This is a genomic window from Methylocystis sp. L43 (genome assembly GCF_015709525.1).
Classification (GTDB): domain Bacteria; phylum Pseudomonadota; class Alphaproteobacteria; order Rhizobiales; family Beijerinckiaceae; genus Methylocystis.
On record NZ_JADNRA010000026.1, the window covers coordinates 64,089 to 88,315 of the forward strand.

Sequence of the window (24,227 nt, forward strand, 5' to 3'; positions counted from 1 at the left end):
TCGGCCGGCTATCCCTTCGCCTTGGCGAGGCCGCCATGCGCCGCCGACCAGGCGACGGGATCGGCGATGAAGGCTTCGACTTCGTTGAGCGCGTCATCGGGGAAATATTTGTGCTCGCGGGCCACGGCGAGCACGTCGCGCCAGGTTGCGAGCGTATGCAGGCTGATGCCGAGCGCGGCCAGCTCCTCGCGCGCGCCGGCGAATATATCGTAGAAGAAGAACACGAAGACGTGATCGCAGCGCTGGCCTGAGTCGCGCAGCGCCTGCACGAAATCCTTCTTCGAGCCGCCGTCGGTCGCCAAATCCTCGACGAGCAGGGCGCGGCCGCCCTCCATCACATCGCCTTCGATGCGGGCGTTGCGGCCGAAGCCCTTGGGCTTCTTGCGCACATATTGCATCGGCAGCATGAGGCTGTCGGCGATCCACGCCGCGAAGGGAATGCCGGCCGTCTCGCCGCCCGCGACGACGTCGAGCGATTCATAGCCGATGTCGCGCTCGATGGTCCTGGTCGCGAAATCCACGAGGCGCCGCCGCAGCCGTGGAAAGGCGATGATCTTGCGCATGTCGATATAGACCGGCGACGCCCAGCCGGCGGTGGTTATGAAAGGCTTATCGACATTCACGAGCACCGCTTGCACTTCGATCAGCGCCTTGGCGGTCTCTCGCGCGGCGGTTTGGCGGTCGTTCGACATGGATGCGGCGTGTCCTTCTCAAAAAAGCCGCGCAGCCATAGCCTATTTCGCGCCGTCGCGCTCCGGGGTCTGGCCGAAAAGTATTTCGCGCTCCAGCGCCGTGAAATCGAGACGCGTCCGCTCATAGGGCGCGCCGGCCGCATAGGCGCGGACCACCGCTGGCCGGGAATGGATCGCCTCGAACCAGCGCTTGAGATGCGGGAAGTCGTGCAGATCCTGGCCCTGATCCTCATGCGGAACGATCCAGGGATAGCAGGCGATGTCGGCGATCGAATATTCGCCGGCGAGATAGGGCGTCTTGGCGAGCTGACCGTCCATGACGCCATAGAGCCGGCCGGTCTCGTTACGGTAGCGTTCGATCGCGTAGGGAATTTTCGCCGGCGCGTATTTGGCGAAATGGTGGTTTTGACCGGCCATCGGGCCAAGCCCGCCGACCTGCCAGAACAGCCACTGGAGCGTTCGCGCACGCGCATGGAGGTCCGCGGGAAGAAGTCGTCCGGTCTTCTCGGCAAGGTAGACGAGGATCGCGCCCGATTCGAAGAGCGCGACCGGAGCGCCGCCATCCGCCGTCTCGCGGTCGACGATGGCCGGCATGCGATTGTTCGGAGAAATCGCGAGAAACTCAGGCTTGAATTGTTCCCCTTTGGTGATGTCGACGGGCTTGATCCGATAAGCGAGTCCCGCTTCCTCGAGAAAAATCGTGACTTTGTGGCCGTTGGGGGTCGGCCAATAATGAAGATCGATCATGGACGCATGTCCGACGGGAGACCAGACTCTGTTGTAAGCCCTCGCGTCGCAAGATCAATCGCTCAGGTCATGCTAGGCTGGGGCCGGGGAGTGGATCGCCATGTTGATCAGATATTCGAAAATCTTGCTGGCGGCGGCGCTCGGCGCGCTCATTCTGCTCGTCGCAATCAACAATGTGACCGACTACGACACGAATTTCGACATTGTCAGCCGTGTGATGTCGATGGCCCAAGTGCCGGCCGGCAGCCCGCTGGAGTGGCGCGCCATCGCCAGTCCCACGCTGCATCGGATGTTTTACGCCTTCATCATCGCGGTGGAATTTTCCGCCGGCGCGCTCATTCTGGCGGGCGTGTGGCGGCTGTTGCTGAGGCGCAAGGCGGAGGCGGCCCGGTTCAACGCCGCGAAGGATGTTGCGATTGCGGGTCTTGCGCTCGCCGTCGGCCTCTACCTGTTCGGCTTCATGGCCGTCGGCGGGGAATGGTTCCAGATGTGGCGGTCCTGGCCAGACGCCGAGCAAGCCGCGTTCCGCTTCATCGGCTGCGCGGCGCTGGTGATGCTGTTTCTCGGTCAGCGCGACGATTAACGCGTCACAACCGCTTCAGCATATTGTATCCGAGCAGACCGCCAAGTCCCGCCCCGACGACTGCGATGAGCGGGCCGCCGATCGCGACGCCCGTCAGACCGCCGAGAACGGCTCCGACGCCGCCGAAAAGATATTTGTTCTTTTTAACGGTGGGGTTTTCGTCGGTCAGTTTGTTCTCAACGATGGGATTTTTGTCATCCGCCATTGCAAAGTCCTCGTGAAAGAGCCGCAGTCGCGAATTAAGCAGAGCGGCGCTGAAATCAAGAGAGGGGGTCCGAAGAACGGTCAGGAAGTAGCGATTCAGTCACAGCGACGGATCGGCGGCGGCGGCCCGGAGGCGTTGACGTTGCGATCAATCTGGCTGCGTCAAACTCTCCTGCGGCGTCGCGCCCAGCTCCAAGCTGATCCCCTGCATCTTGAGATGAGCCCAGTTCTTGAGGTCTTTCACCGTAAAGCCTTTCAAGAAGGGATTTCCATTGACGATTTTTTCGCGGGTTTTGCCCGGCTGTCCGTCGACGCTGGCGATCACTGTCGCCGCATCGACCGCTTCCGGCGCGGACAGGATCGCCGCCGCGCCGCCCGGTCCGGCGAAATGCGCGAGATAAAGCGCGCCGGGCGTGACCGGCAGACCCTTCTTCATCAGGATCGACGTGTTTTGCTCGACATAGCGCGCCGTCATTTCTCGAGAGAGTTCAGGATCCTTGCGCAAGTCGAGAATCTCTTTGTCGCTCAGAGCGCCAGCGAGGTCCGGACGATGTTTCTTGATTAGCGCCATCCATGTGGCGTTGATGAATTGTCCCAGTCCGGCCGCGGAGGAAAACTTGTTTCTAGCGTCCGGATTTCCCTGTGACTCGGACATGGTGATCCTGTCGACCAGAGCCTTGAGCGACGAGGCGGCCTGATCGGGAAAAACTGGAAAATGAACGTCGTGGAAGTGCAGTTTCAGTCCGAATCCGACGGCGAAGATCAGCATTAGAGCGACTGGAGAAACGCGCGCGCTTTGTTCGTCGCCGGCCTGCCTGCGCGTGGCGCAAGCCTCTTCCCGATAAGGCGCGGTCAGGCTGATATATTCAGAAGTCTGCGGTTGTATTTGCGCGTTTTTGAGAGAGGACAGAAAGCTTTGCAGCGTCTGGTCGTCGAACCCGAGATTGATCCTGATCTCGACCTTTCTTCCCGCGTCTGAACTCTCGCTGTCAGAGACCAATGTCGCGTGTTCGCACGCCGAAATTTTTACTGCGGCTTCGGCCCCCGCGCGAGTTGGCGGAGCTTTGTCCTCGCGCGCTCGCGTAACCGCTTCGTCGGAGGTCTCAGTTGAAGAGCTTGCCTCGTCCATCAGCTCACTCCTCGCTTGTGTGGCGAATATCCAATGGCAGACGAGGGGAGCAGCATCCTGTTATCAAATTGTAAACGATGCTTCAGACAGCGAGCTTGCGCGGGTCTGGGAAAGGCGCCGCGCTTCGGCGCTGCGAAAATCGCCTTAATCTTCTGACGCCAGCTTCGAGCCTGTACGTGACTGAGGAAGATCGGCTTTCAAATTCGCGAAAGGGCCGGGAGCCCTCATGAAGAAGCTTTTATTCCCGAAGAACGAACGATTTTCCTCCGGATCAAATCTATTTCCTGAATCATGGTTTTTGAATTCTTGGCGTGGCGGCGGCGCAAGTCGCGCAGACCGTTAATCCATTCTCAAGCAATCGGCGTGAGGCTCAAAAGTCATGCGTCCCCAATTCGAGGCCTTGCCATGACCGAGCAAACGGGATTAGCCGCCCTCGACCTCAGCCCTGCCGCGGCGCCGGCGGCTGACGTTCCGGAGCTGAAGGTAGGGTCCGCGGACGCGGCGATCTCCGGAAATGTCTCCGCTGGTTCTGAGACAAAAGTCGCGCAACGCCAGCTGCCGGCGTTCAAAAGCGCTTTCATCCACGGCTCACGGCTTCTTTGGGCTGCGTTGCTCTATGGCGCCGCCGCACTCGCCGGCTGGCTCATCGCCGAGGCCGCTTGGCCGACGGTCTCCGCCTTGCCGGATCTCGTCCGAACGATGGCGACGCAGGAAAACGCCGAGCGCGCCGCCGCTCTGCGAACCGCGCAGAAGACGGAGGAGGACATTCGTGCGCTCCGCGCTGAGATGGAGGCGATGCGATCTTCGATGCAAGCGGCGTCTCCCGGCGCCGACGCTGTCGAAACTCTCGGCAAACGTATCGACGCGATGAAGACGGAAACGAATTCCGCGATCGGCGCGCTGTCAGGTCAGGTCGAGGGACTGCGGCGCGACGCGGCCGCCAAGCCTGCGCAGACAGGCGCGTCCTCGGAGCAAGTCGGCGCGCGTTCGCCGCGAAGCGAATACGTCATCCTCGAACAAGGCGGGTCGCGGCGGACGACCGTCTCCGCGACGGTGAAAGTCGGCGAGGGACTGCGGCGCCCCAAAATACGTCGCGGCGACGCGTTCGAGCCGGCAAAATATCCGGAGGCGCCCGGCGCGCCGCGCCCGCTCGGCGCCTACGGGCGGTAGGATAGAGGAGTCGCTGACAATTTTGTCTGAGTGATTCTATCATATTCGGCGGTGTCGCCAGTAAGAGGACACCCACGGGGGCGGACCAAGACCTATTTAAGCGAGCATAGTCACAGCATCTGGGAATCTCACCCCTCGGGCCCTTGGCGTCGACTGCCTTCAAGCGGCTCCATCAATGACCCAGCGACAAGTGCGACATACGGAAGATGCTGGAGACGAGTTTTATCACGATGCCAACGAGCCCTGAGCCGCCATAAAAATTGCCTTTGTTGAGTTGGATAAAAACATGGGCCGGCGCGTCAGATTCATTGGTCACTTCGCACACAAAGAATCCTTCACGGGCGCGCATCGATTCAAAGAGGATTTTCGTGGCGGCGGCGCACTCACGCAGGCGCGCGCGGATCGAACTATCGCGGCTCGTCTTTGCGGACGCCGAAACGATTGCGTTCGCTCGAGAGCGATCATGTTTTGATGTGGCGGCCTTGCGATCCTCGGGATGCGCTTGGCTGGTTGGCCGCAGTTTGGAAACAACATTGGCGGTTGTCGCAATGACGTTTCCCAGAGCGTAGTCCCGACTCTCGCCAGGCTCGATCCGTTCGCACCAGATCATGGTTTTGCCGGCAAGACATAAGATCGCGGGCGTCGAGGAATCGTCGACAGGGCGTGTTCTGTGGACATAAGGCGCTCGCGCCCAACTCATGGTCGATGCGTCACAGGGAACGGATTCAATCACGACATTGGCGGATGAACAAAGATAGGCAGGCTGGAGAAACAGGAGCGGGAGCGAATTGTCGCCTGCAAGTTTCGTCAGATCGATTTTCTCGACGACATTGCCTTCGCCAGCCGTCAGCAAAATCTCTCTTTGCTTCTCGGAAGTGGCGATCCGATTGAGTTTCACGTCTCCGCCGCCGCAGAACACGTAAAGGAATGTGGCGAACTCGTTCATCATCCAGGAGCGTTTCGGCACGAAATGAGGACTTTGACGCGGAATGGTGCGTGTTCCGGGCCATCGGCAAACAGACCTGCTGGGACGATCAAAAAAGGACGTCTCCGGACCGAGCGTCACCACGAGTCCCTCGCGCGCGCCCAACAAGCGAAAGTCACTTTCCCCTTTCCGGAGCGAGATCTGTTCGGGACTGGAAAATGGGTTGCGCATGAAGGTGCGAAACCCGAGATCGATAAAGTCGATGGGCGTCATGTACATGCGCACAATCCCTCAGCCAAGCTTTGAAGCATCTTAGGGAAATCGTCGCTTCGGCGGATCGAAAGCTTATGGTCGCGTTTGCGGAAGCGAGCGTCCCTATAACGCGGCTTTCGAGCGTTCGTTCCGCGCTCGTCGCGATGGGAGCCAAGCCTGGCGAGGGCCGACACATCGAATTGATAATTACTGGCTGATATTGAGGATGAACTGAAACTAAGTGGTGCCCCTGGCCGGAGTCGAACCAGCACTCCTTGCGGAACTCGATTTTGAGTCGAGCGCGTCTACCAATTCCGCCACAGGGGCCCGGCCGGCGGGAAGCCGGCGAAGCGGCGCGGATATTAGCCGCGCCTCGGCGCCCGTCAACCCGGGAAACTTCTTTCTTCAACGCTTACGTGCTATGCGCGGGCAGCGCGCCGCGCCAACCCCGGAAACAGATGAAAAAGCTCTACGACTGGACCATGTCGCTCGCCGCGAGCCGGCATGCGCCCCTGGCGCTCGGCGCGATCGCTTTTGCGGAGAGCTCCTTTTTCCCGGTGCCGCCCGACGTGATCCTCGTGCCGATGACGCTCGCCGAGCCGAAGAAGGCCTGGTATTTCGCAGGCATCTGCACGATCGCCTCGGTCGCGGGCGGGGCGCTCGGCTACGCGTTCGGCGCGCTGTTCTACGATACGATCGGCCAGTGGCTGATCAGTCTCTATGGCTACGGCGAGAAGATGGAGGCGCTGCGCGCCTTCTACGCGCAATGGGGGGCGATCTTCATCCTGGTCAAGGGCTTCACGCCCATTCCCTATAAGCTCGTGACCATCGTCTCCGGGCTTCTCGCCTATAATTTCCCGCTGTTCATCGTGCTGTCGATGGTGACGCGCGGCGCGCGGTTCTTCGTGCTGGCGGCGGCGATCAATCGTTTTGGCGATCCGATCCGCTCGAAGCTCGAAAGCCACTTCGGACTTTTCATCGCGTCGCTGGCGGTGATCGTCGTCGCCGGCTTCGCGCTCGCGGCGAAGATGTTTTAGCGTGCGAGTCAGTCGAATGGAGTGGCGCAGCGTCGTTCATTGCATCTTCGAGCCGCGCAACGCCTCGCTCCTCATCCTCGCCGCCGCCGTTGCGGCGATCGGCGGCGCCTGGGCCTATGAGTCGCTCGGCTATCTGCCGTGCGAACTCTGCTACAAGGAGCGCGTGCCCTATTACGCGGCTTTGGCGCTCGCGCCGCTCGCGGCCTTCGCCGCGCAGGCAGGGCGGAGGGGAATGGCCCGTGCGGCCTTCCTGCTGATGGCGCTGCTCTTCGCCGGCGACGCCATACTTTCAATCTATCATTCGGGCGTCGAGTGGAAGATTTTCGCCGGGCCATCCGACTGTTCCGGGCCGCTGTCGACCGCGCCATCGGTCGCCGACTTCATGAAGCAGCTTCAGTCGGTGAAGGTCGTGCGCTGCGACGAGCCGAACTTGTGGATTTTCGGCCTGACGCTGGCGAATTGGAACGTCGCGATCTCGGCGGCGCTGGCGGCGCTGGCGGGTTGCGCTTACCGGTTTAACCGGCGCAAGTTCAACGCTGTCTCTCCTTCGCAATGACATGGCGCCGCAACACCTGGTTGATTTCTGTCTGATAGCCTCTTCCCTCTGCATGGCGCTTGAACCAGTCTAAGACGTCCGCATCGATGCGAATACTCACTGGCTGTTTGACGGGCTTGTAAAATGCGCCGCGACGAGCGAAAGCCCAGTTTTCGGCAGGCGCTTCAGGAATATCCTGCGTATCGATCTTGTCGTCAGACAAGGCGGCAAGCTTCTCAAGCTCGCAAAGCTCCTCGGGGCTAAACTCCTTCTTGCTCATAGCGCCTTCTCTCATGAGGCGTCGCCTTTCGCGCGCCGATGATCCGCACGCGCTCGCCTTCGTTTGCGTGGGGGTAGCAATGCACAACGACTAAAAGCGCCACTCCCCCAACAACGCCGATCGCATGCCAACGTTCTTCGCCATCCTCGAAACGGTCCGGGAGGATGACATGCAGGGGATCGTCCCAAACCCGTCGTGCAATTTCAAATGAAACGCCATGCTTGGCGACGTTTCGCCGCGCCTTGCTCGCGTCCCACTCGAATTCCACGCTCGATATCCCAGTCCTGTATATACAATAATGTAAATAGGATAACAAGCGCGGCAGCACTCACCCCGCCGCCATCCTGGCGCTCGCCCTGAGCTTTTCCGTCTCGCTCTTTAATTGCCCGCAGGCGGCGAGAATGTCGCGCCCGCGCGGGGTGCGCACCGGGCTGGCGTAGCCGGCGTTGAAGACGATGTCGGAGAAGCGCTCGATCGTCTCCCAGTCCGAACATTCGTAGGGCGCGCCCGGCCAGGGATTGAAGGGTATGAGATTGATCTTCGCCGGCAGGCCTTTCAGGAGACGGACCAGCTCCTTGGCGTCGGCGGGCGAGTCGTTGACGCCCTTCAGCATCACATATTCGAAGGTGATCCGCCTTGCATTCGACGCGCCGGGATAGTCGCGGCAGGCCTGCAGCAGCTCTTTGATCGGATATTTCTTGTTGAGCGGCACGAGTTCGTTGCGCAATTCGTCGCGCACCGCATGCAGCGAAATCGCCAGCGCCGGCCCGCATTCGGCGCCCAGACGCTCAATCTGCGGCACGACGCCGGAGGTCGAGACGGTGATGCGCCGCTTGGAGAGCGACAGCCCGTCGCCGTCGGCCATGACCTCGACCGCCGCCATGACGCTGTCGAGATTATAGAGCGGCTCGCCCATGCCCATGAAGACGATGTTGGAGACCGCGCGCACGCCTTCTCCCGCTGGCACCAGCCCGTCCGTCGGCCGCTCGCGATCGGGAAAATCGCCGAGCCGCTGCCGGGCGACCAGCAATTGCCCGACAATCTCGGCGGTCGTCAGATTGCGCACGAGCCGCTGCGTGCCCGTATGACAAAAGCTGCAATTTAAAGTGCAGCCGACCTGAGAGGAGACGCACAGCGTTCCGCGGTCGCTTTCCGGAATATAGACGCATTCGACTTCGGCGCCCTTGTCGAAGGCGTCGACCGGCTGCAGCCGCAGCAGCCATTTGCGCGTGCCGTCGACGGATATCTGCTCCTCGACGATCTCCGGCAGGCGCAGTGCGAAGGCGTCGGCGAGCTGGACCCGCATCGCCTTCGAGACATTCAGCATCTCGTTAAAGTCGCGCGCGCCGCGAAAGTAGACCCAATGCCAGATCTGCGACGCGCGCATGCGGATCTCGCGCTCCGGCAGGCCGAGCGTCCGCAACGCGTCGGCGATTTCGGCGCGGGTCATCCCGGCGAGCGAAGGCTTAAGCGTCATCGTGGGCGCAGCGGATAGATCGGATAGGCTCATGAAGTCCTCGGAACAGCGCCTCTGTATATCATGCTTATGCGCGATATTTTGAGGTCGCCACGGACGCGACGTAAGCGTGGATCAGCCGGCGGTCGCTTCCGCGTTCTGCATCGACTGCAGGAAACGCTTCCAGTTCTCAGGCGTGACAACCTCGCGATAGCGCGCGGTCTGCGCCGGGTCCAGGAATTCCAGCATGAATGCGCCTTCGACCCACACTTCCGACAGCTGGAACAATCCGTCGCCGCGATCGCAAGCCCGCGCCGGCCAGCCGGCCCGTGTCGCGATGGCGATAATCTCCTCCGCCGGCCGAGCCACGCAAATGGCGAGATGCGCTTCGGAAAGACGCGTTCCCTGATTTTGCGGGGTCCAGTAGCCCTCGTCAGGGCCGTAGGCGAGCACGTGGCCGCGCGGCGCGATCTCAAGCTCGACTTCGCCGTCGCCAGACCAAGCCATCCAGGAGTTTGGCCCCGCAGGCGGGAAGGGCGTCGCGACGACCTCCGGATTGTCCGCTGGGATGGAAGCGTGGGCGATGCAGGTCATTTCTCTTCTCCATGTGAAAAATCGCGGTCATCGGCGGCCGAGCGGCGACCGAGCAGGACGGCGATCGCCTCGGACGCCGCGCGGCCGGCCTCGGCGCCCTCCAATCCCCAGAAATCCCTCAGGACCGACCAGGCGTAGGCGCTGTCGATCAGCTGGACGATCGCGGCCCGCCGGCGTTTGGCGGCGTCGTCCATCTCGGGCAGCGCGTCGGCGACGCAGGCGAGCATCGCCGCCTGACGCTGCGGGTTCGAACTTAAGCGCATTTCGCGTCCGGCTTCGGAAGAGATCGACGCTCTGATCAGTCCCTCTTCTTCATCGAATCGAGGGAACAGCCGCAGCGGCGTGGCGATCAAATCGTCAGCGGTCTGCGGAAAGCCCGAACTGCCGACGCGCGCCTGCATGCGCGGCCAGACCGCCTTCAAGAGATCCTCGCGGGTCAGGAAGTGGCGGTAGACCGTTCGTTCGGTCACCTTCGCCCGCTCAGCCACTTTGGCGATGGTGAACGCATCCAGCTTTCCCTCGCGCATCTCGTCGATCGCGGCCTCGAGAATACGCGTTCGCGTATGATCCTTATGCGTCTCGCGAAGCGATGTCAGTTTGTATGACGTCATGTCATAGCGTGTGACATTGCCTCTCGCCGATGTCAAGCGCCCGTCGTGTGAACTTCAAGGCTCAATCGTGCTTTCAAGGCGCGCTGCCACGCCTCGGGCAGGGGCGTTTATTGATGTCGCTCTTCAAAACCGATAAACGCTGCGCGCTCACGCCCAAGAGGGCCGACGGAGCGACTCCTTGCATAGCGCCGCGCCAGACGCATCCGATCCTTCGCTCAAGGCGACGCGCCGGGAGTGGATCGGGCTCGCCATCCTCGCTCTGCCCTGCCTGGTCTATGCGATGGACTTCACGGTGCTCAATCTCGCTATTCCGGCGCTGACGGCGGAACTGCGGCCGAGCGCGTCGCAACTGCTGTGGATCATCGATGTCTACGGCTTCATGGTCGCCGGTTTCCTGATGATCATGGGCGGGCTCGGCGATCGCATCGGCCGGCGCAAGGTGCTGCTGCTGGGGGCCGCGGCGTTCGGCGCCGTATCGATCATCGCCGCTTTCTCGAAATCGGCGCAGATGCTGATTTTTGCGCGCGCCGCGCTCGGCGTTGCGGGAGCGACCCTCGCGCCGTCGACGCTGTCGCTGCTCGCCAACATGTTCCGCGATCCGTCTGAACGCACTTTTGCGGTCAGCATGTGGATTTCGAGCTTCTCCGCCGGCGCCATCATCGGGCCGCTCGTCGGCGGCGCGCTCATTCAGTCTTTCGGCTGGGGATCGGTCTTTCTCGCGGGCGTCCCGGTAATGGTCCTTCTGCTTATTCTTGGGCCGGTGCTTCTGCCGGAATATCGCGATCCCGACGCGGGCCGGCTAGATCTCGCCAGCGCGCTTCTGTCGCTCGCGGCGGTGCTGTCCTTCGTTTACGGATTGAAGCGCGCCGCCGAGGCGGGCTTCGGCGCCGACGCGATCGGAGCGACGGCGGCAGGCGTCGCGCTCGCGCTCTTGTTCCTGCGCCGGCAGTCGCGGCTCGAAGATCCTTTGATCGATCTCGCGCTGTTTCGCTCGCGGTCGCTGAACACCGCGCTTTGCATCAACATGCTTGGCGTCTTCTTCATGTTCGGGTCGTTCATTCTGCTCGCCCAGTATTTTCAGCTCGTCGCTGGTTTGACGCCGCTCGATGCCGGGCTGTGGTCAACGCCGTCGGCGATCGTCTTCATGATCGGCTCCTTCGCCACGCCCGCGCTCGCGCGCCGCATCACGCCCGTCAATCTTCTCGCCGGCGGACTGATCGTCGCTGCGGCTGGATTTGTCGGCCTCGCGCTGGCGGAAGGATTCTACGGGGTGCTTTTATCGTCTCTGCTTCTCGTCGGCTTCACGCCGGTGATCGCGCTGACGACGGAAATCATCGTCACGTCGGCGCCGCCCGAGCGCGCCGGCGCGGCGTCAGCCTTGTCGGAAACAGCGATTGAACTTGGCGGCGCCCTTGGCATCGCCGCGCTCGGCAGTCTTGGCACGCTGATCTACCGAGCCAAAATGGCCCACGTCGTCGCGGGGCTCCCGGCGGACGTCGCGCGGGCGGCCGGCGCGACGCTCGGCGGCGCGGCGGATGCCGTCAAATTCTTGCCTCCCGAAGTGGCCGAGCGGACGCTCTCCGCCGCGCGCGACGCCTTTTGCGCCGGTTTTCAAGCGACCGCCTGGTTGGGCGCCTTGGGGCTTGTCGGCGCCGCGTTCGCGACGAAGATTGCGCTCAAGCAAGCGCGTCCTCCGTCGCCGGAAGGCGCAGGCGAAAAGCCGAGTTCGGCCCCGGCGTAGCGTGAGTTCGAAGGCCTGCGTCGCCCGTCATGCGCTTGTCACGGCGCGCGTCGAGCTTTAGCCTCCAGCGCGTTCTGTTGTTTTTTGCGCTTGGGGAATTTCATGAGACTCGCCTCATACAACGTTGAGAATCTATTCGATCGCGCACGCGCGATGAATCTCAAGAGCCTCTCGCAAGGCAAACCTATTCTCGAACGCTTCGCGGAACTGAATACGTTGCTGGCGCAGCCTTCTTACGGCGCCGACGACAAGAAGCGCATGGCGAAACTTGTCATTGAACTTGATTTGGAAAAATCCGACGTCGGCGATTTCGTCATTCTGCGGCGCAACAGAGGCGGACTGATCAAACGCCCCAAGTCGGGCGGCGTTCAAATTGTTGCGAGCGGGCGCGCCGATTGGGTCGGCTCGCTCGAGTTGCGCGACGAGCCCGTCGACGAACAGGCGATGCGGAATACGGCGCGGGTGATGAGAGATGTCGAGGCGGACGTTCTCGGCGTCGTCGAAGTCGAGAGCCGGCCGGTGCTGCGGGATTTCAATGCGGACGTCGTCGCTGCGCTCGGCGGCGAGGCATTCCGGCACGCAATGGTGATCGACGGCAACGACACGCGCGGCATCGACGTCGGCCTCTTGACGCGGCAGGGGTTTCCCATCGGCGTGCTGCGCAGCCACGTCGACGAAATGCTTGACGAGCGGAATCCGATCTTTTCGCGTGACTGCGCCGAGTTCGAGGTGACGGCGCCGTCCGGCGCGCGCATGCTGGTGATGCTCAATCACTTCAAGAGCAAGGGTTTCGGCTCGCAGCATTCATCCAACGCCAAACGTCGCGCGCAGGCAAAACGCGTCGCTCAAATCTACGACGAACGCGTCGCCATGGGGATCAAGAACATCGTCGTGATGGGCGACTTCAACGACACGCCGGACAGCGAACCTTTGAGTCCTCTCATCGAAGGGACAGATCTGAAGGACATCTTTTTGCATCCGAAATTTGACGACGGCGGTTTCCCAGGCACTTACGGCAGTTGCGCCGCGGGCAATAAGATCGACTTCATTCTGCTGTCGCCGGCGCTGTTCGACAGGGTCACAAGCGGCGGCGCGTTTCGCAAAGGCATGTGGCCCGGCGCGCGGGCCAAACGCTGGGAGGCCTATCCGGAAGTCGCTCGCAAGGAAGACGCCGCCTCCGATCATGCGGCGATATGGGCCGATATCGATCTTTAGCGGGAGAGTCGCTCGATCAGCGCCATGGCGGCGGCCGGATTGCGTTCCTTTGCGCCGCTGATGACGTAGAGGAACACGTCTCGCGGCGTCGCCGCCTTCCGTTGTGTTTCCGCAATATAGTTGAGTTCGCTCGGCGCAGCGCCGCTCGCCCAACGTCGCGCGCGCTTCGCCCATTCATCGAGGGCGGCGGCGTCATAGCCCTGCGGTTCTTGCTCACGCGTTCCCATGATGCGCGCATAGACAAAGGGCGCGGTCAGATCGGCGATAAGCGGATATTTTGAATCGCCGGCAATGACGATGGCGACGCCATGCCGGCGCGCCAACGCGACGAATTCAGCCGTCTTGAAGCTCTCATGGCGCGGCTCAATCGCGTGCATCAGCTGTCGGCCGCCGATGTTCTTTGGCAGCAGGGAAAGAAAGGCGTCGAAGAACCCTGCGTCGAATTTCTTGTTGGGCAGGAACTGCCACAAGATGGGTCCGAGTTTGTCCCCGAGGTCCATCACGCCGCTAGCAAAAAAGCGTTCGATCGACTCGCCCGCTTCTCGTGGCGTCTTGCGCATCACCGCAAAGCGCGGCGCCTTGACGCTGAAAATGAAATCTTCGGGCGCCTCATCGCGCCATTTGGCGAAGCTCGCGGCGCTTTGCGTGCGATAGTAGGTGGCGTTGATTTCGATCGAGGTGACGTTACCGCTCGCATATTCGAGTTCCCGCTTATGCGGCAAGCCGGCGGGATAAAAGGATGCGCGCCAAGGGGCGTAATTCCAGCCGCCGACGCCGACATAGATGCGTCCCGTCTTTTGACTCATTTGTGCTCCAGTCTGGCGTGTCGACTGGCGAGGGCTTGAGACTTGCCCCTGCTGCGCCATTTTTAGCGGCGTCATCGACAACATATTTGTCTTCGTCGCCGGGTGTCGATCGTCAGAAGCTGCGCCGATCGCATCTACCGGGTCGTTTGGGGAAGGGGTCGCCATGGCGGCGAAATTGTTATCAAGATTTATATTTGCGCTGACCGCAACCGCGCTCGCCGCCTGCGATCGCGGCCCCGAACTGCCGGAGAGCGCTGGCTACGGACCCAATCCGACGCTGCCGGCGCCGCATCCGACGGGGGCCTTTCCATATGTGAATATCGCGCGCGCGGTCGGCTGGCCAAGCGGCGAAAAACCCACGCCCGCCGAGGGGCTGGGCGTTGAAGCTTTTGCGACGGGTCTCGATCATCCGCGCTGGCTGTACGAATTGCCGAACGGCGACATTCTCGTCGCCGAAACCGACGCGCCGCCCAAGTCCGAAAACGAAGGCGGCGGCAGCATTCGCGGCTTCTTCATGGGCCTCTATATGCGCCAAGCCGGCTCTGATCATCCCAGCGCCAATCGGATCACGCTGCTGCGAGATGCGGATGGCGACGGCGTCGCCGAGACGAAGGAGATCTTTCTGCAAAATCTCAATTCGCCCTTCGGCATGGCGCTGGTGGGCGATCAGCTTTATGTCGCCAACGCCGATTCGCTCGTGCGCTTCCCCTATAAGGAAGGCGACACGCGCATTGAGGCCGCCCCCGAAAATGTCGCGGATCTGCCGGCCGGCCGCAATCATCACTGGACGAAGAGCCTTGTCGCGGACCCGGTGGGCTCGCGTCTTTACGTCGGCGTCGGGTCCAACTCCAACGCCGCCGAGAATGGCATGGAGGAAGAGCATAACCGCGCCGACATTCTGGAGATCGATCCGGCGACCGGCGATACCCGCGTTTTCGCTTCGGGACTACGCAATCCGGTCGGGATGGACTGGAACCCGGCGACAGGCGATCTCTGGGTCGCGGTGAATGAACGCGATGAGATCGGCGACAATCTGGTGCCCGACTACATGACGAAGGTCCGCGACGGCGCGTTTTACGGCTGGCCATACAGCTATTTCGGACAGCATGTCGACGAGCGCGTGCAGCCCCAAGATCGGGAACTCGTCAAACAGGCGATCCGGCCGGATTACGCGCTCGGCTCGCATACGGCTTCGCTCGGATTCACCTTCGTCGGCGATTCCGCCCTCGGGCCGTTCCAGAACGGCGCGATCATCGGCCAGCACGGATCATGGAATCGCAGTCCCCGCGTGGGCTACCGCGTCATTTTTGTAAAGTTCGAGAATGGCGTGCCGGTGGGCGCCCCCAAAGAGGTGCTGACCGGTTTCCTGAACGAGCGCGGCGAAGCGCAGGGCAGGCCGGTCGGCGTGATCGTCGATAAGCGCGGCGCACTGCTGGTGGCCGACGACGTCGGCGGCGTCGTGTGGCGGGCAAGCGCGGTTAAGAAGGAAACCGACTAGCCGGCTGCGCTCGCATTTGGCCGCCGCCTATGCTATCGGCTGCGGTCAGCCCGGTTTTTTCGGGCGGAGTCAAGGGTCTGGCGCACATGTCCGATATTTTCCATGAGGTCGATGAAGATGTCCGGCGCGACAAGGCGGCGGACCTTTGGCGGCGCTATCACACGCCGATTCTGATCTTCGCTGTGCTGATCGTCGCTGCGACCGGCGCGTGGAGCTATTACCAGACCAACCGTCAGAAAATGGCGGAGGCCGCGAACGCTCGTTTTGAAGCCGCGGTCGCGCTCGCCAACGAAGGCAAGGCTCAGGAGGCGGCGACCGCTTTCGACGCGCTCGCCAAGGACGCTCCCAAAGGCTATGCGACGCTCGCGCGCATCCGCGCAGCGGAACTGCGCGAGGACAAAGCGCGCGCGCTCCAAGAATTGGACGCGATCGCCGACGACAAGAACGTCGACAAACTGAACCAGGAAGTCGCGCTGCTGCGCGCCGCGCTGATCATCCTCGAGAGCGGCGACCGCCAGAAAATGGAACGCGCGCTCGGGCCCATGATGACCTCGAACGGCGCATTCCGCTTCTCGGCGCAAGAATGGAACGGTCTCGACGCGCTGGCCAATGACGATTTCGACGAGGCCGAGAGGGACTTCAACGTTCTGCTCAGCGATCGCGACGCTCCGCAATCCGTGCGTCAGCGCGCCGCGGCCTATCAGGGGCTGCTGCACGCGAAACGCGGACCCAAGCCGGCGGCGGCGGCGGCTGGGGGAGCTCCGAGCGGCGGCAATATCAGCGTGACGCCGGTGATCGAGCCGGAACAGGAAGGCGCTGCGCCGTCCGGCGAGGCGCCGTTCGAGGTGAAGCCCTCGAAATAGTTGGCGAAGGGGCGCGGCAGCGCAGCGAGAAACGAGTCATGTCCTTTTCGCTCGCGATCATCGGCCGGCCGAACGTCGGCAAGTCGACGCTGTTCAACCGGCTAACCGGCAAGAAGCTGGCGCTCGTCGACGATCGTCCCGGCGTCACCCGCGACCGCCGGGAGGGCGAAGCCAAGCTCGCCGATCTGCGCTTCACCATCATCGACACGGCCGGGCTGGAGGAAGGTCGGGGCCCGACTCTGGAAGGGCGCATGCGCGCCCAGACTGAGAACGCGATCCTCTCTGCCGACGCAATTCTCTTTCTCATCGACGCGCGCGCCGGCGTCATGCCCGACGACAAATATTTCGCCGATCTGGTCCGTCGCGCCGGCAAGCCGGTTATCCTGATCGCCAATAAGGCGGAAGGAAAAGCCGGCGGGCCTGGCGTCTACGACGCTTTTTCGCTGGGTCTTGGCGATCCCGTGCCGTTTTCGGCCGAGCATGGCGAAGGCATGGGGGCGCTCTATGACGCGCTGCGCGAGGCTCTACCCGAGGAGACCGCCGAACCTTTCGAAGACGACGTCGCCATTGAAGAAAATCTGCGCAACGACGATGAGGACGGCAGCGACCTCGATGTCACGAAGCCGCTGCGCATCGCGGTCGTTGGACGGCCCAACGCCGGAAAATCGACGCTCATCAACCGCATTCTCGGCGAGGAGCGCCTGCTGACGGGACCCGAAGCGGGAATCACGCGCGATTCGATCTCGGTCGATTTCGTGTGGCGCGATCGGAAGATGAAGCTCTTCGACACGGCCGGTCTGCGCAAGCGCGCCCGCGTCGTCGATAAGCTGGAAAAGCTGTCGGCCGCCGACGCGCTGCGCGCCGTGCGGTTTTCGGAAGTCGTCGTGCTGCTCGTCGATTCGACGATTCCCTTCGAGAAGCAGGATCTCTCGATCGCCGACCTCGCGGCTCGCGAGGGGCGCGCCGTCGTCATTGCGCTCGGCAAGTGGGACCTCGTCGAGAACCGCGACGCGACGCTCATCAAGCTGCGCGAAGACGCAGAACGCCTGCTGGCGCAGCTGCGCGGCTGTCCGGTGGTTCCGGTGTCGGGCGCGACGGGGCAGGGGCTCGACAAGCTCATGCAAGCGATCGTCGCGGTTCATGAAATTTGGAACAAGCGCATCGGCACCGGGCGGCTCAATCGATGGCTGCTGACGCAAATCGAGGAGACGCCGCCGCCGGCGGTTTCCGGGCGGCGCATCAAGATACGCTACATGACGCAAGCCAAGTCGCGGCCGCCGCATTTCGTGCTCTTCGGCAATCAGCTCGACGAATTGCCGACGAGTTACGAGCGCTTCCTGATCAACGGTCTGCGTAAGACCTTCGACCTTCCCGGCGTGCCGATCAGGATCTCGAAAAAGTCGGGGGAGAACCCGTTCGAAGGACGTCGCAAAGGCTGAGCGACTCTTGTGTCATAACGCCTCTCACGAGATTGTGGCGCCATGCTCAAGCCTTCTCCTGAAAAACTTCTCGCTCTCGGCATGTCGTTCTGGAACGCCAAGGCGCTGCTTTCGGCAGTGGAGCTCGGCGTCTTCGACGCTCTCGCCGACGGCCCCGCCGACCTTGCGACGCTGACGCCGAAACTCGGCTTACATAAGCGCTCCGCGCACGACTTCTTCGACGCGCTCGTAGCAATGAAAGCTCTGGAGCGCGACGCCAACGGGCGTTACGCCAATACGCCCGAAACGGATTTTTTCCTTGTGCGCGGTCGGCCGAGCTATGTCGGCGGGCTGCTGGAGATGGCCAATGCGCGCCTCTACGAGAGCTGGGGACATCTGTCTGAGGCGCTGAAAACCGGCCGACGCCAAAGCGAAAATCAGGACTCGAGCGATTTCTTCGCGGCCCTCTACGCCGATCCGCAACGTCTGCGCGGCTTCCTCTCCGCGATGAGCGGCGTGAGCGCCGGCGCCGCCCAGGCGATCGCCGACAAATTCTCCTGGCGGGACTATCGGACCTTCGTCGATGTCGGCGCCGCGCAGGGCATGGTCCCCGTCACAATTGCGCGGGCGCATCCGCATCTTTCGGGCGGCGGCTTCGATCTCCCCCAAGTCGGACCGATATTCGAGGAATTTGTCGCAGCCAATGGGCTCGCGGAGCGACTGCGGTTCCACCCTGGCGACTTTTTCAAGGACGATTTGCCCAAGGCCGACGTCATCATCATGGGGCACATCCTTCATGATTGGGATCTTGAGCAAAAGCGGATGCTGTTGAAGAAGGCCTATGACGCTCTCCCAGAAGGCGGCGCGCTCATCGTCTATGAAGCCATGATCGACAATGATCGTCGCGAGAACGCTTTCGGCCTGCTGATGAGCCTCAACATGCTGATCGAAACCGACGGCGGCTTCGACTTTACGGGGGCCGACTGCGAGGGCTGGATGAAGGAAGCCGGGTTCTCCAGCTCCCGGGTTGAGCATCTGACGGGGCCGGATTCCATGGTGGTCGGCGTCAAATAGAGCCGCCGCGCGCGCGAACGCGTCCACGGCGCCTGCGACGAATCCCCGCGTCTCCGCTCTGGATTTTGGTTGGACAGAAGCTAGTTTTGAATTATTCTAATTCTTGCGTCGCGGGCCTAACGGCCGCGCCGACTCAGATACTCGGAGGCAAGAAAATGGCTATGCTCAAGGGCAGCAAGACCGAAGAAAATTTGAAGGCCGCTTTCGCCGGCGAATCGCAGGCGAATCGCCGCTATCTCTATTTCGCTCAAAAGGCCGACGTCGAAGGCTACAATGACGTGGCCACCGTGTTCCGTTCCACCGCCGAAGGCGAGACCGGCCACGCCCACGGCCATCTGGAGTTCCTGGAGACCGTCGGCGATCCTGCGACCGGCCTGCCGATCGGCAAGACCGCCGATAACCTCAAGGCCGCGGTCGCCGGGGAAACGCACGAATATACCGACATGTATCCCGGCATGGCCCGCTCGGCCCGCGACGAGGGCTTCGAGGAGATCGCCGACTGGTTCGAGACGCTCGCCAAGGCTGAGCGTTCGCACGCCGGCCGCTTCCAGCGCGCCCTGGACGAGCTGAAGTAAGCAGAGAATTACGTCCTTCGCGTCATGGCCGGGCTTGACCCGGCCATCCACGCGATGGGACCGCGAAAGGCTCAGAGCCTGACCCGCGCGCCAGCGGCTGGGCTTCAGTATCCCTGTCGTGCGGCGACCGCTCTGCAGCATCCCCGCGTGGATGGCCGGGACAAGCCCGGCCATGACGGCCGTTGTGTTTTGGAACAACAAAGATGAGAGAAGGCAGCCTCGAGGCTCCGATCCGGCATCCGCTGGATTGGCGCAGCGCCGATTTTTATGACGATGCGAAGCTCGACGCGGAAATGCGCCGGGTTTTCGATATTTGTCACACGTGCCGGCGCTGTTTCAATCTGTGCGACTCCTTCCCGCGGCTGTTCGATCTCATCGACGAATCGAAAAGCGGCGAGCTCGACACGGTCGCGAGCGCGGACTTCAAACAGGTCGTGGACGCCTGCACCCTTTGCGACATGTGCTTCATGTCAAAGTGCCCCTATGTGCCGCCACATGAGTTCAACATCGACTTTCCGCATCTGATCCTGCGCTACCGCGCGGTGGAAGCGAAGAAGAACGGCGTGCCCGCCGTCGATCGCGCGCTTGCCGACACTGACCGCTACGGCAAATGGGCGACGCTGATCTCAGGCGCGGCCAATTGGGCGACGCGCCGCGACAACGCAACGATGCGCGGCCTCGAGGAGAAAGTCGCGGGCGTCGATCGCAACGCCGAACTGCCAAAATACGCCAGCAAGACGCTTGAAGCGCAGGCCGCCGCAAATCCACCGGCGCGCGACGAGTCGGCGCCGGCCAAGGCGCGCAAGGCCGTGCTCTACGCCACCTGTTATGGCGACTACAACGATACGTCGATCGGCATGTCGGCGCTGGCCGTGCTCGCGAGAAACGGCGTCGACACCAAAGTCGTGCACCCGGCCTGCTGCGGCATGCCGAAGCTCGAACAGGGGATGCTCGACGACGTGGCGGAGGCCGCGCGCAAGGTGGCCGCGGCCTTCGCGCCCTACATCGACGCGGGCTACGACATTGTCGCGCCGGTGCCGTCCTGCGCGCTGATGCTGAAATTCGAATGGCCGCTGATTCTGCCGGAGGAAGAGAGCGTCAAGCGTTTGGCCGAGGCGACATTCGACCTTTCCGAATATGTCGTCGACATCGCCCGCAAAGAGGGGCTGGCCGAAGGCATGGCGCCACTCGATGGCGGCGTCGCCTTCCATGTCTCCTGTCATTCGCGCGCCCAGAATATCGGCCAGAAAGGCGCGGAGCTGCTGGCGCTGATCCCTGAAGCCGATGTGGCCGTGGTCGAGCGCTGCTCGGGTCATGGCGGCGCATGGGGCTACAAGAAGGGCAATTTCGAAACGGCGATGAAGGTGGGCAAGCCCGCCGCGCGGCAGTTGCAGAACGCCGACAAGAAGCATGTCGTTTCCGAATGCCCGCTTGCCGGACTGCATATCGAACAGGAGATCGAGACGCTCGGCGGCGAGTCGCCGAAGCCGGAACGCGTCGGCCATCCGATTGTGCTGATGGCGAGAGCTTACGGGTTGTCAAACCCGTAGCGGCTGGACCCGAACCTTACCCTCCCCTTGAGGGGGAGGGTCGCGCGAAGGCGCGGGGTGGGGTGGCCCGCCCCTCGTTTTCGTTGTAGTCACCCCACCCCGAAGCGCTTCGCGCTTCGACCCTCCCCCTCAAGGGGAGGGTGTTAGATGCGAGGCGCCTCATGACAGATCGTCACCAACTGATCCCCGCCGATATTCTCCCTTGGGCGGAATACGCCAAGGACCGCGCGGAACATCGAAAGCGCATCACGGCGCTCAAGCGGCATCGCCGGGTTGAGGTCGGCCCTTACGTCACCTTCTACTTCGAGAATTTCGATACGATGTGGTTGCAGGTGCAGGAGATGCTGCACATCGAAAAAGGCGGCGAGGCGCAGATCACGGACGAGCTTGCGGCATATAATCCGCTGATTCCAAAGGGTAACGAACTCGTCGCGACGTTCATGATCGAGATCGACGACGCGCTGCGGCGGGCCCGCGTATTGGCGCAACTTGGCGGCGTCGAGGAGACGGCCTCCATCGAAGTCGGCGGCGAGCGCGTCGCCGGCAAGGCCGAGCAGGATCAGGATCGCACCACGGCTGAAGGCAAGGCCAGCAGCGTGCAATTCGTGCACTTCCCCTTCACGAAGGCGCAGATTGCGGCGTTCAGGGAGCCGAACACGCGCGTGATTTTGGGCCTGTCGCATCCCAACTACAGCCATATGGCTGTTTTGTCGGAAGCGACGCGGGCATCGCTCGCGGAGGATTTTGCCTGAAGCCGCGCTTGGCGGCGATCGATGATGCCCTCGGCCTCTAATGAAGCAAGATTGCCGTGAGCCTCGCTTGCCGTTAAGTCCTCTTCAAGCGTTTCCCTCACAACCGACAGTGCATTGACAACCCCCGCCAACGACCCCGTTTCACGCCGACGCACCTTCGCGATCATCTCGCATCCCGACGCCGGCAAGACGACGCTCACTGAAAAGCTGCTGCTGTTCGGCGGCGCAATTCAGCTTGCCGGCGCCGTCAAGGCCAAGCGCAACGCTCAGCAGACGCGTTCGGACTGGATGAGCATCGAGCGCGAGCGCGGAATCTCCGTCGTCACCTCGGTCATGACCTTCGAATACGGCGGTTGCGTCTTCAATCTCTTGGATACGCCGGGCCACGAGGACTTTTCGGAAGACACCTACCGCACGCTGTCCGCCGTCGACGCCGCGGTGATGGTGATCGACGCCGCCAAAGGCATCGAGGCGCGCACGCGCAAACTCTTTGAAGTCTGCCGCCTGCGCGACATTCCGATCGTCACCTTCATCAACAAGCTTGACCGCGAAGCGCGCGACCCTTTCGATCTCATCGACGAAATCGAGAAGACTCTCGCGCTCGACGCGACGCCGATCACCTGGCCGATCGGCTCGGGAAAAGGCTTTGCCGGCACCTACCGCTTCGCGACGAAAACTGTGCGCCGGATCGACGAGGACGCCGAACTGCTGCAAACGAGCGGGCTCGATGATCCGCTGTTCGACACGCTTTTGCCGAGCGGCGCGGATGAATGGCGGGAGGAGGCGATGCTTGCCGAAGAAGGCAACAAGCCCTTCGATCTCTCCGCTTTTCGCGAGGGCCATTTGACGCCCGTCTTTTTCGGCAGCGCGCTGCGCAACTTTGGCGTTCGCGATCTGATCGACGCGATGGCGGAATATGCGCCAAGCCCGCGTGCGCAGGAGGCGGACAAGCGTCTGGTCGAGGCGAAGGAGCCGAAGATGACCGGCTTCGTCTTCAAGATCCAGGCGAATATGGACCCGAACCATCGCGATCGCATCGCCTTCATGCGCGTCTGCTCGGGTCGGCTCACGCGCGGCATGAAGGCGAAGCTCATTCGCACGGGCAAGAACATTCCGATCAACGCGCCGCAGTTCTTCTTCGCGCGCGACCGCTCGATCGCTGACGAAGCATACGCCGGCGACATTGTGGGCCTGCCCAATCACGGACAATTGCGCATCGGCGACACGCTGACCGAGGGCGAGGAGATCGTCTTTCGCGGCGTGCCGAGCTTCGCGCCGGAAATTCTGCGCCGCATTCTCATCGGCGACGCCATGAAGGCGAAGAAGCTGCGTGAAGCCTTGCAGCAGCTTGCGGAAGAGGGAGTCGTGCAGGTCTTCACGCCGCACGACGGCTCTGGCGCGATCGTCGGCGTTGTCGGCGCGTTGCAGCTCGACGTGCTGGCGACGCGGCTTGAGGGGGAATATGGACTGCAGACGCGCTATGAACAGCCGCGCTTCGCCATTTGTCGATGGATCGCATCTGACGATGCAGCGAAGCTGAAAAGCTTCATCGATGCGAATGGTTCGAGCATCGCCGACGATCTCGACGGCGCGCCGGTGTTCATGAGTTCGTCGGCGTTCCAGCTTAACTATGACGCCGAGCGCAATCCGGCGATCACATTCTCGGATGTGAAGGACTATCAGAAGCGGGCGGCGTAAGGCCGCGCTCCGATATGGCGGGTGGGAACGGCAGGCGTGGGGAAACCGTTCAGGGAGACGGCCGGCCATGTTGCAAATCGCGACTCTGATCTATCCGGCGATGTTCGACCTCGACCTCGTTGGCCCGCAGACCTTCTTCCAGCGTCTTGGGAATGCGAACGCCTTTTATGTCGGGAAGAGCCGCGCGCCGGTGACGAGCGATCTCGGCGTGTCGTACTCGGCGCATCATGATTTCGAGTCCTGTCCAAAGGACCTCGACATTCTTTTCGTTCCTGGCGGGCTGAAGGGGACCACCGCCGCCATGCGCGACGGGGAGACGCTCGATTGAACGGCTACAAAGCTGCGGGCTACTGGATGGTGCGGGATCTGCTGCCGCTTTTTGGCGCCGAAGTCGTGAAACAGCGCGTTGTCGTCGACCGCAATCGGGTCACCGGCGCCGGCGTGACGGCCGGACTTGATTTCGGACTCGCTCTTACCGCGGCGTTGCGCGGCAGGGAACTCGCCGAGACTCTACAACTTCTCGTCGAATATGATCCGCAGCCGCCCTTTAGCGCCGGCGACCCGGAAACAGCGCCCGCGCCTGTCGTCGAATGTTTGCAAGAGATGCGGCGGACCGAGCTTGTCGCGGCGCGCGAAGCCGCCGCCGCCGCATCCCAAAAGTTCAAGCGCCCCTGATCAGCGTCAAGAACGCGCCGACGAGCGCCACGGTCGCGGCGAGAATGAGCACGTTTGCGGAGAACTCCAGGGCCTTTTGGGTCTCGGTCAGGACTGCGGAGAAATAATTGCTGTGCAGCAGAGCTGTCATGTTTGTTCCCTAAGACG

28 protein-coding genes and 1 tRNA gene are annotated in these 24,227 nt (G+C 62.3%); 16 read left to right on the plus strand and 13 right to left on the minus strand.

The features are described 5' to 3' along the window. Positions 1–8 precede the first annotated feature (8 nt). The gene (locus IYX23_RS08195) at positions 9–692 is read right to left on the minus strand and encodes an orotate phosphoribosyltransferase (RefSeq protein ID WP_196392432.1); all 684 of its coding nucleotides are present in this window, start codon (positions 690–692) and stop codon (positions 9–11) included. A gap of 42 nt (positions 693–734) precedes the next feature. Further along, on the minus strand, positions 735–1,439 hold the full coding sequence (locus IYX23_RS08200) for a glutathione S-transferase N-terminal domain-containing protein (protein WP_196392433.1): 705 nt from the start codon (positions 1,437–1,439) through the stop codon (positions 735–737). A 100-nt stretch (positions 1,440–1,539) separates the two neighbouring features. On the opposite strand from IYX23_RS08200, the gene IYX23_RS08205 reads away from it, so the two are divergent. Beyond that, on the plus strand, positions 1,540–2,022 hold the full coding sequence (locus IYX23_RS08205) for a DUF2165 domain-containing protein (RefSeq protein ID WP_196392434.1): 483 nt from the start codon (positions 1,540–1,542) through the stop codon (positions 2,020–2,022). A gap of 4 nt (positions 2,023–2,026) precedes the next feature. Here IYX23_RS08205 and IYX23_RS08210 read toward each other — a convergent pair whose 3' ends face one another. Together IYX23_RS08210 and IYX23_RS08215 are read right to left on the minus strand one after the other, a co-directional pair. Next, on the minus strand, positions 2,027–2,227 hold the full coding sequence (locus tag IYX23_RS08210; RefSeq protein WP_018408588.1) for a hypothetical protein: 201 nt from the start codon (positions 2,225–2,227) through the stop codon (positions 2,027–2,029). Positions 2,228–2,374: 147 nt separating this feature from the next. Next, the gene (locus IYX23_RS08215) at positions 2,375–3,355 is read right to left on the minus strand and encodes a transglycosylase SLT domain-containing protein (RefSeq protein WP_246716583.1); all 981 of its coding nucleotides are present in this window, start codon (positions 3,353–3,355) and stop codon (positions 2,375–2,377) included. Between the two features lie 405 nt (positions 3,356–3,760). Between IYX23_RS08215 and IYX23_RS08220 the strand changes: the two genes are divergently transcribed. Continuing rightward, positions 3,761–4,525, plus strand: coding sequence for a hypothetical protein (locus tag IYX23_RS08220; protein WP_196392435.1), 765 nt, complete (start codon positions 3,761–3,763; stop codon positions 4,523–4,525). Between the two features lie 172 nt (positions 4,526–4,697). Here IYX23_RS08220 and IYX23_RS08225 read toward each other — a convergent pair whose 3' ends face one another. Together IYX23_RS08225 and IYX23_RS08230 are read right to left on the minus strand one after the other, a co-directional pair. Next, positions 4,698–5,729: a hypothetical protein gene (locus tag IYX23_RS08225; protein WP_196392436.1), complete on the minus strand. Its 1,032-nt coding sequence runs from the start codon at positions 5,727–5,729 to the stop codon at positions 4,698–4,700. A 215-nt stretch (positions 5,730–5,944) separates the two neighbouring features. After that, positions 5,945–6,029 (minus strand) — tRNA-Leu (locus IYX23_RS08230). A 131-nt stretch (positions 6,030–6,160) separates the two neighbouring features. Between IYX23_RS08230 and IYX23_RS08235 the strand changes: the two genes are divergently transcribed. Further along, positions 6,161–6,739, plus strand: a complete 579-nt coding sequence (locus tag IYX23_RS08235) for a YqaA family protein (RefSeq protein WP_196392437.1) — start codon at positions 6,161–6,163, stop codon at positions 6,737–6,739. A 16-nt stretch (positions 6,740–6,755) separates the two neighbouring features. Further along, positions 6,756–7,295, plus strand: coding sequence for a disulfide bond formation protein B (locus IYX23_RS08240; protein ID WP_196392438.1), 540 nt, complete (start codon positions 6,756–6,758; stop codon positions 7,293–7,295). Here IYX23_RS08240 and IYX23_RS08245 read toward each other — a convergent pair. The 5 genes from IYX23_RS08245 to IYX23_RS08265 form a co-directional block, all read right to left on the minus strand. Next, a complete protein-coding gene (locus IYX23_RS08245; protein WP_196392439.1) occupies positions 7,270–7,554 on the minus strand; it encodes a BrnA antitoxin family protein in 285 nt (94 codons plus the stop codon). The genes IYX23_RS08240 and IYX23_RS08245 overlap by 26 nt on opposite strands. Beyond that, the gene (locus IYX23_RS08250; RefSeq protein WP_348643640.1) at positions 7,535–7,882 is read right to left on the minus strand and encodes a BrnT family toxin; all 348 of its coding nucleotides are present in this window, start codon (positions 7,880–7,882) and stop codon (positions 7,535–7,537) included. The genes IYX23_RS08245 and IYX23_RS08250 overlap by 20 nt, the downstream gene beginning before the upstream one ends. Then, the gene (gene rlmN, locus IYX23_RS08255) at positions 7,883–9,064 is read right to left on the minus strand and encodes a 23S rRNA (adenine(2503)-C(2))-methyltransferase RlmN (protein WP_196392440.1); all 1,182 of its coding nucleotides are present in this window, start codon (positions 9,062–9,064) and stop codon (positions 7,883–7,885) included. A gap of 81 nt (positions 9,065–9,145) precedes the next feature. Next, positions 9,146–9,604, minus strand: coding sequence for a hypothetical protein (locus IYX23_RS08260; protein ID WP_196392441.1), 459 nt, complete (start codon positions 9,602–9,604; stop codon positions 9,146–9,148). Next, positions 9,601–10,215, minus strand: a complete 615-nt coding sequence (locus IYX23_RS08265) for a TetR/AcrR family transcriptional regulator (protein WP_196392442.1) — start codon at positions 10,213–10,215, stop codon at positions 9,601–9,603. The genes IYX23_RS08260 and IYX23_RS08265 overlap by 4 nt, the downstream gene beginning before the upstream one ends. Before the next feature lie 178 nt (positions 10,216–10,393). Here IYX23_RS08265 and IYX23_RS08270 point away from each other — a divergent pair, with 178 nt between their 5' ends. Both IYX23_RS08270 and IYX23_RS08275 read left to right on the plus strand, forming a co-directional pair. After that, entirely contained in the window at positions 10,394–11,956 is a 1,563-nt protein-coding gene (locus IYX23_RS08270; RefSeq protein WP_196392443.1) for an MFS transporter, read from the plus strand. 102 nt (positions 11,957–12,058) lie between these two features. Then, the gene (locus tag IYX23_RS08275; RefSeq protein ID WP_196392444.1) at positions 12,059–13,171 is read left to right on the plus strand and encodes an endonuclease/exonuclease/phosphatase family protein; all 1,113 of its coding nucleotides are present in this window, start codon (positions 12,059–12,061) and stop codon (positions 13,169–13,171) included. Here the strand turns inward: IYX23_RS08275 and IYX23_RS08280 are convergent. Then, positions 13,168–13,977 carry a DUF72 domain-containing protein gene (locus tag IYX23_RS08280; RefSeq protein ID WP_196392445.1) on the minus strand — a complete coding sequence of 270 codons (810 nt, stop codon included), beginning with the start codon at positions 13,975–13,977 and terminating at the stop codon, positions 13,168–13,170. The genes IYX23_RS08275 and IYX23_RS08280 overlap by 4 nt on opposite strands. A gap of 163 nt (positions 13,978–14,140) precedes the next feature. Here IYX23_RS08280 and IYX23_RS08285 point away from each other — a divergent pair, with 163 nt between their 5' ends. From IYX23_RS08285 to IYX23_RS08330, 10 genes are all read left to right on the plus strand, one after another. Continuing rightward, positions 14,141–15,475, plus strand: coding sequence for a sorbosone dehydrogenase family protein (locus IYX23_RS08285; RefSeq protein WP_196392446.1), 1,335 nt, complete (start codon positions 14,141–14,143; stop codon positions 15,473–15,475). An 86-nt stretch (positions 15,476–15,561) separates the two neighbouring features. After that, entirely contained in the window at positions 15,562–16,338 is a 777-nt protein-coding gene (locus tag IYX23_RS08290) for a tetratricopeptide repeat protein (RefSeq protein ID WP_196392447.1), read from the plus strand. A gap of 38 nt (positions 16,339–16,376) precedes the next feature. After that, complete coding sequence (gene der / locus IYX23_RS08295; protein WP_196392448.1) at positions 16,377–17,777, plus strand: ribosome biogenesis GTPase Der; 1,401 nt, start codon at positions 16,377–16,379, stop codon at positions 17,775–17,777. 42 nt (positions 17,778–17,819) lie between these two features. Further along, positions 17,820–18,830, plus strand: coding sequence for a methyltransferase (locus IYX23_RS08300; protein ID WP_196392449.1), 1,011 nt, complete (start codon positions 17,820–17,822; stop codon positions 18,828–18,830). A gap of 155 nt (positions 18,831–18,985) precedes the next feature. Then, the gene (locus IYX23_RS08305; RefSeq protein WP_026223003.1) at positions 18,986–19,405 is read left to right on the plus strand and encodes a rubrerythrin family protein; all 420 of its coding nucleotides are present in this window, start codon (positions 18,986–18,988) and stop codon (positions 19,403–19,405) included. A 203-nt stretch (positions 19,406–19,608) separates the two neighbouring features. Beyond that, a complete protein-coding gene (locus tag IYX23_RS08310) occupies positions 19,609–20,955 on the plus strand; it encodes a heterodisulfide reductase-related iron-sulfur binding cluster (RefSeq protein WP_196392450.1) in 1,347 nt (448 codons plus the stop codon). Between the two features lie 161 nt (positions 20,956–21,116). Further along, positions 21,117–21,707 (plus strand): DUF3501 family protein, encoded by a 591-nt coding sequence (locus tag IYX23_RS08315; RefSeq protein ID WP_196392451.1) that lies wholly within the window; start codon positions 21,117–21,119, stop codon positions 21,705–21,707. A gap of 114 nt (positions 21,708–21,821) precedes the next feature. Beyond that, positions 21,822–23,405 (plus strand): peptide chain release factor 3, encoded by a 1,584-nt coding sequence (locus IYX23_RS08320; RefSeq protein ID WP_196392452.1) that lies wholly within the window; start codon positions 21,822–21,824, stop codon positions 23,403–23,405. 67 nt (positions 23,406–23,472) lie between these two features. Beyond that, positions 23,473–23,733, plus strand: a complete 261-nt coding sequence (locus IYX23_RS08325) for a hypothetical protein (RefSeq protein WP_196392453.1) — start codon at positions 23,473–23,475, stop codon at positions 23,731–23,733. Further along, positions 23,730–24,080 (plus strand): DJ-1/PfpI family protein, encoded by a 351-nt coding sequence (locus tag IYX23_RS08330; protein ID WP_196392454.1) that lies wholly within the window; start codon positions 23,730–23,732, stop codon positions 24,078–24,080. Before IYX23_RS08325 ends, IYX23_RS08330 begins: the two co-directional genes overlap by 4 nt. Here the strand turns inward: IYX23_RS08330 and IYX23_RS08335 are convergent. After that, a complete protein-coding gene (locus IYX23_RS08335) occupies positions 24,067–24,210 on the minus strand; it encodes a hypothetical protein (protein WP_196392455.1) in 144 nt (47 codons plus the stop codon). The two genes, IYX23_RS08330 and IYX23_RS08335, sit on opposite strands and share 14 nt — an antisense overlap. Between the last annotated feature and the right edge of the window lie 17 nt (positions 24,211–24,227).

Bases quoted from the DNA above. Each gene is read 5' to 3' on its own strand.
- IYX23_RS08195 (WP_196392432.1), bottom strand. From the start codon at position 692: ATGTCGAACGACCGCCAAACCGCCGCGCGAGAGACCGCCAAGGCGCTG.
- IYX23_RS08200 (WP_196392433.1), bottom strand. From the start codon at position 1,439: ATGATCGATCTTCATTATTGGCCGACCCCCAACGGCCACAAAGTCACG.
- IYX23_RS08205 (WP_196392434.1), top strand. From the start codon at position 1,540: ATGTTGATCAGATATTCGAAAATCTTGCTGGCGGCGGCGCTCGGCGCG.
- IYX23_RS08210 (WP_018408588.1), bottom strand. From the start codon at position 2,227: ATGGCGGATGACAAAAATCCCATCGTTGAGAACAAACTGACCGACGAA.
- IYX23_RS08215 (WP_246716583.1), bottom strand. From the start codon at position 3,355: ATGGACGAGGCAAGCTCTTCAACTGAGACCTCCGACGAAGCGGTTACG.
- IYX23_RS08220 (WP_196392435.1), top strand. From the start codon at position 3,761: ATGACCGAGCAAACGGGATTAGCCGCCCTCGACCTCAGCCCTGCCGCG.
- IYX23_RS08225 (WP_196392436.1), bottom strand. From the start codon at position 5,729: ATGTACATGACGCCCATCGACTTTATCGATCTCGGGTTTCGCACCTTC.
- IYX23_RS08235 (WP_196392437.1), top strand. From the start codon at position 6,161: ATGAAAAAGCTCTACGACTGGACCATGTCGCTCGCCGCGAGCCGGCAT.
- IYX23_RS08240 (WP_196392438.1), top strand. From the start codon at position 6,756: ATGGAGTGGCGCAGCGTCGTTCATTGCATCTTCGAGCCGCGCAACGCC.
- IYX23_RS08245 (WP_196392439.1), bottom strand. From the start codon at position 7,554: ATGAGCAAGAAGGAGTTTAGCCCCGAGGAGCTTTGCGAGCTTGAGAAG.
- rlmN (WP_196392440.1), bottom strand. From the start codon at position 9,064: ATGAGCCTATCCGATCTATCCGCTGCGCCCACGATGACGCTTAAGCCT.
- IYX23_RS08260 (WP_196392441.1), bottom strand. From the start codon at position 9,604: ATGACCTGCATCGCCCACGCTTCCATCCCAGCGGACAATCCGGAGGTC.
- IYX23_RS08265 (WP_196392442.1), bottom strand. From the start codon at position 10,215: ATGACGTCATACAAACTGACATCGCTTCGCGAGACGCATAAGGATCAT.
- IYX23_RS08275 (WP_196392444.1), top strand. From the start codon at position 12,059: ATGAGACTCGCCTCATACAACGTTGAGAATCTATTCGATCGCGCACGC.
- IYX23_RS08280 (WP_196392445.1), bottom strand. From the start codon at position 13,977: ATGAGTCAAAAGACGGGACGCATCTATGTCGGCGTCGGCGGCTGGAAT.
- IYX23_RS08285 (WP_196392446.1), top strand. From the start codon at position 14,141: ATGGCGGCGAAATTGTTATCAAGATTTATATTTGCGCTGACCGCAACC.
- IYX23_RS08290 (WP_196392447.1), top strand. From the start codon at position 15,562: ATGTCCGATATTTTCCATGAGGTCGATGAAGATGTCCGGCGCGACAAG.
- der (WP_196392448.1), top strand. From the start codon at position 16,377: ATGTCCTTTTCGCTCGCGATCATCGGCCGGCCGAACGTCGGCAAGTCG.
- IYX23_RS08300 (WP_196392449.1), top strand. From the start codon at position 17,820: ATGCTCAAGCCTTCTCCTGAAAAACTTCTCGCTCTCGGCATGTCGTTC.
- IYX23_RS08305 (WP_026223003.1), top strand. From the start codon at position 18,986: ATGGCTATGCTCAAGGGCAGCAAGACCGAAGAAAATTTGAAGGCCGCT.
- IYX23_RS08310 (WP_196392450.1), top strand. From the start codon at position 19,609: ATGAGAGAAGGCAGCCTCGAGGCTCCGATCCGGCATCCGCTGGATTGG.
- IYX23_RS08315 (WP_196392451.1), top strand. From the start codon at position 21,117: ATGACAGATCGTCACCAACTGATCCCCGCCGATATTCTCCCTTGGGCG.
- IYX23_RS08325 (WP_196392453.1), top strand. From the start codon at position 23,473: ATGTTGCAAATCGCGACTCTGATCTATCCGGCGATGTTCGACCTCGAC.
- IYX23_RS08335 (WP_196392455.1), bottom strand. From the start codon at position 24,210: ATGACAGCTCTGCTGCACAGCAATTATTTCTCCGCAGTCCTGACCGAG.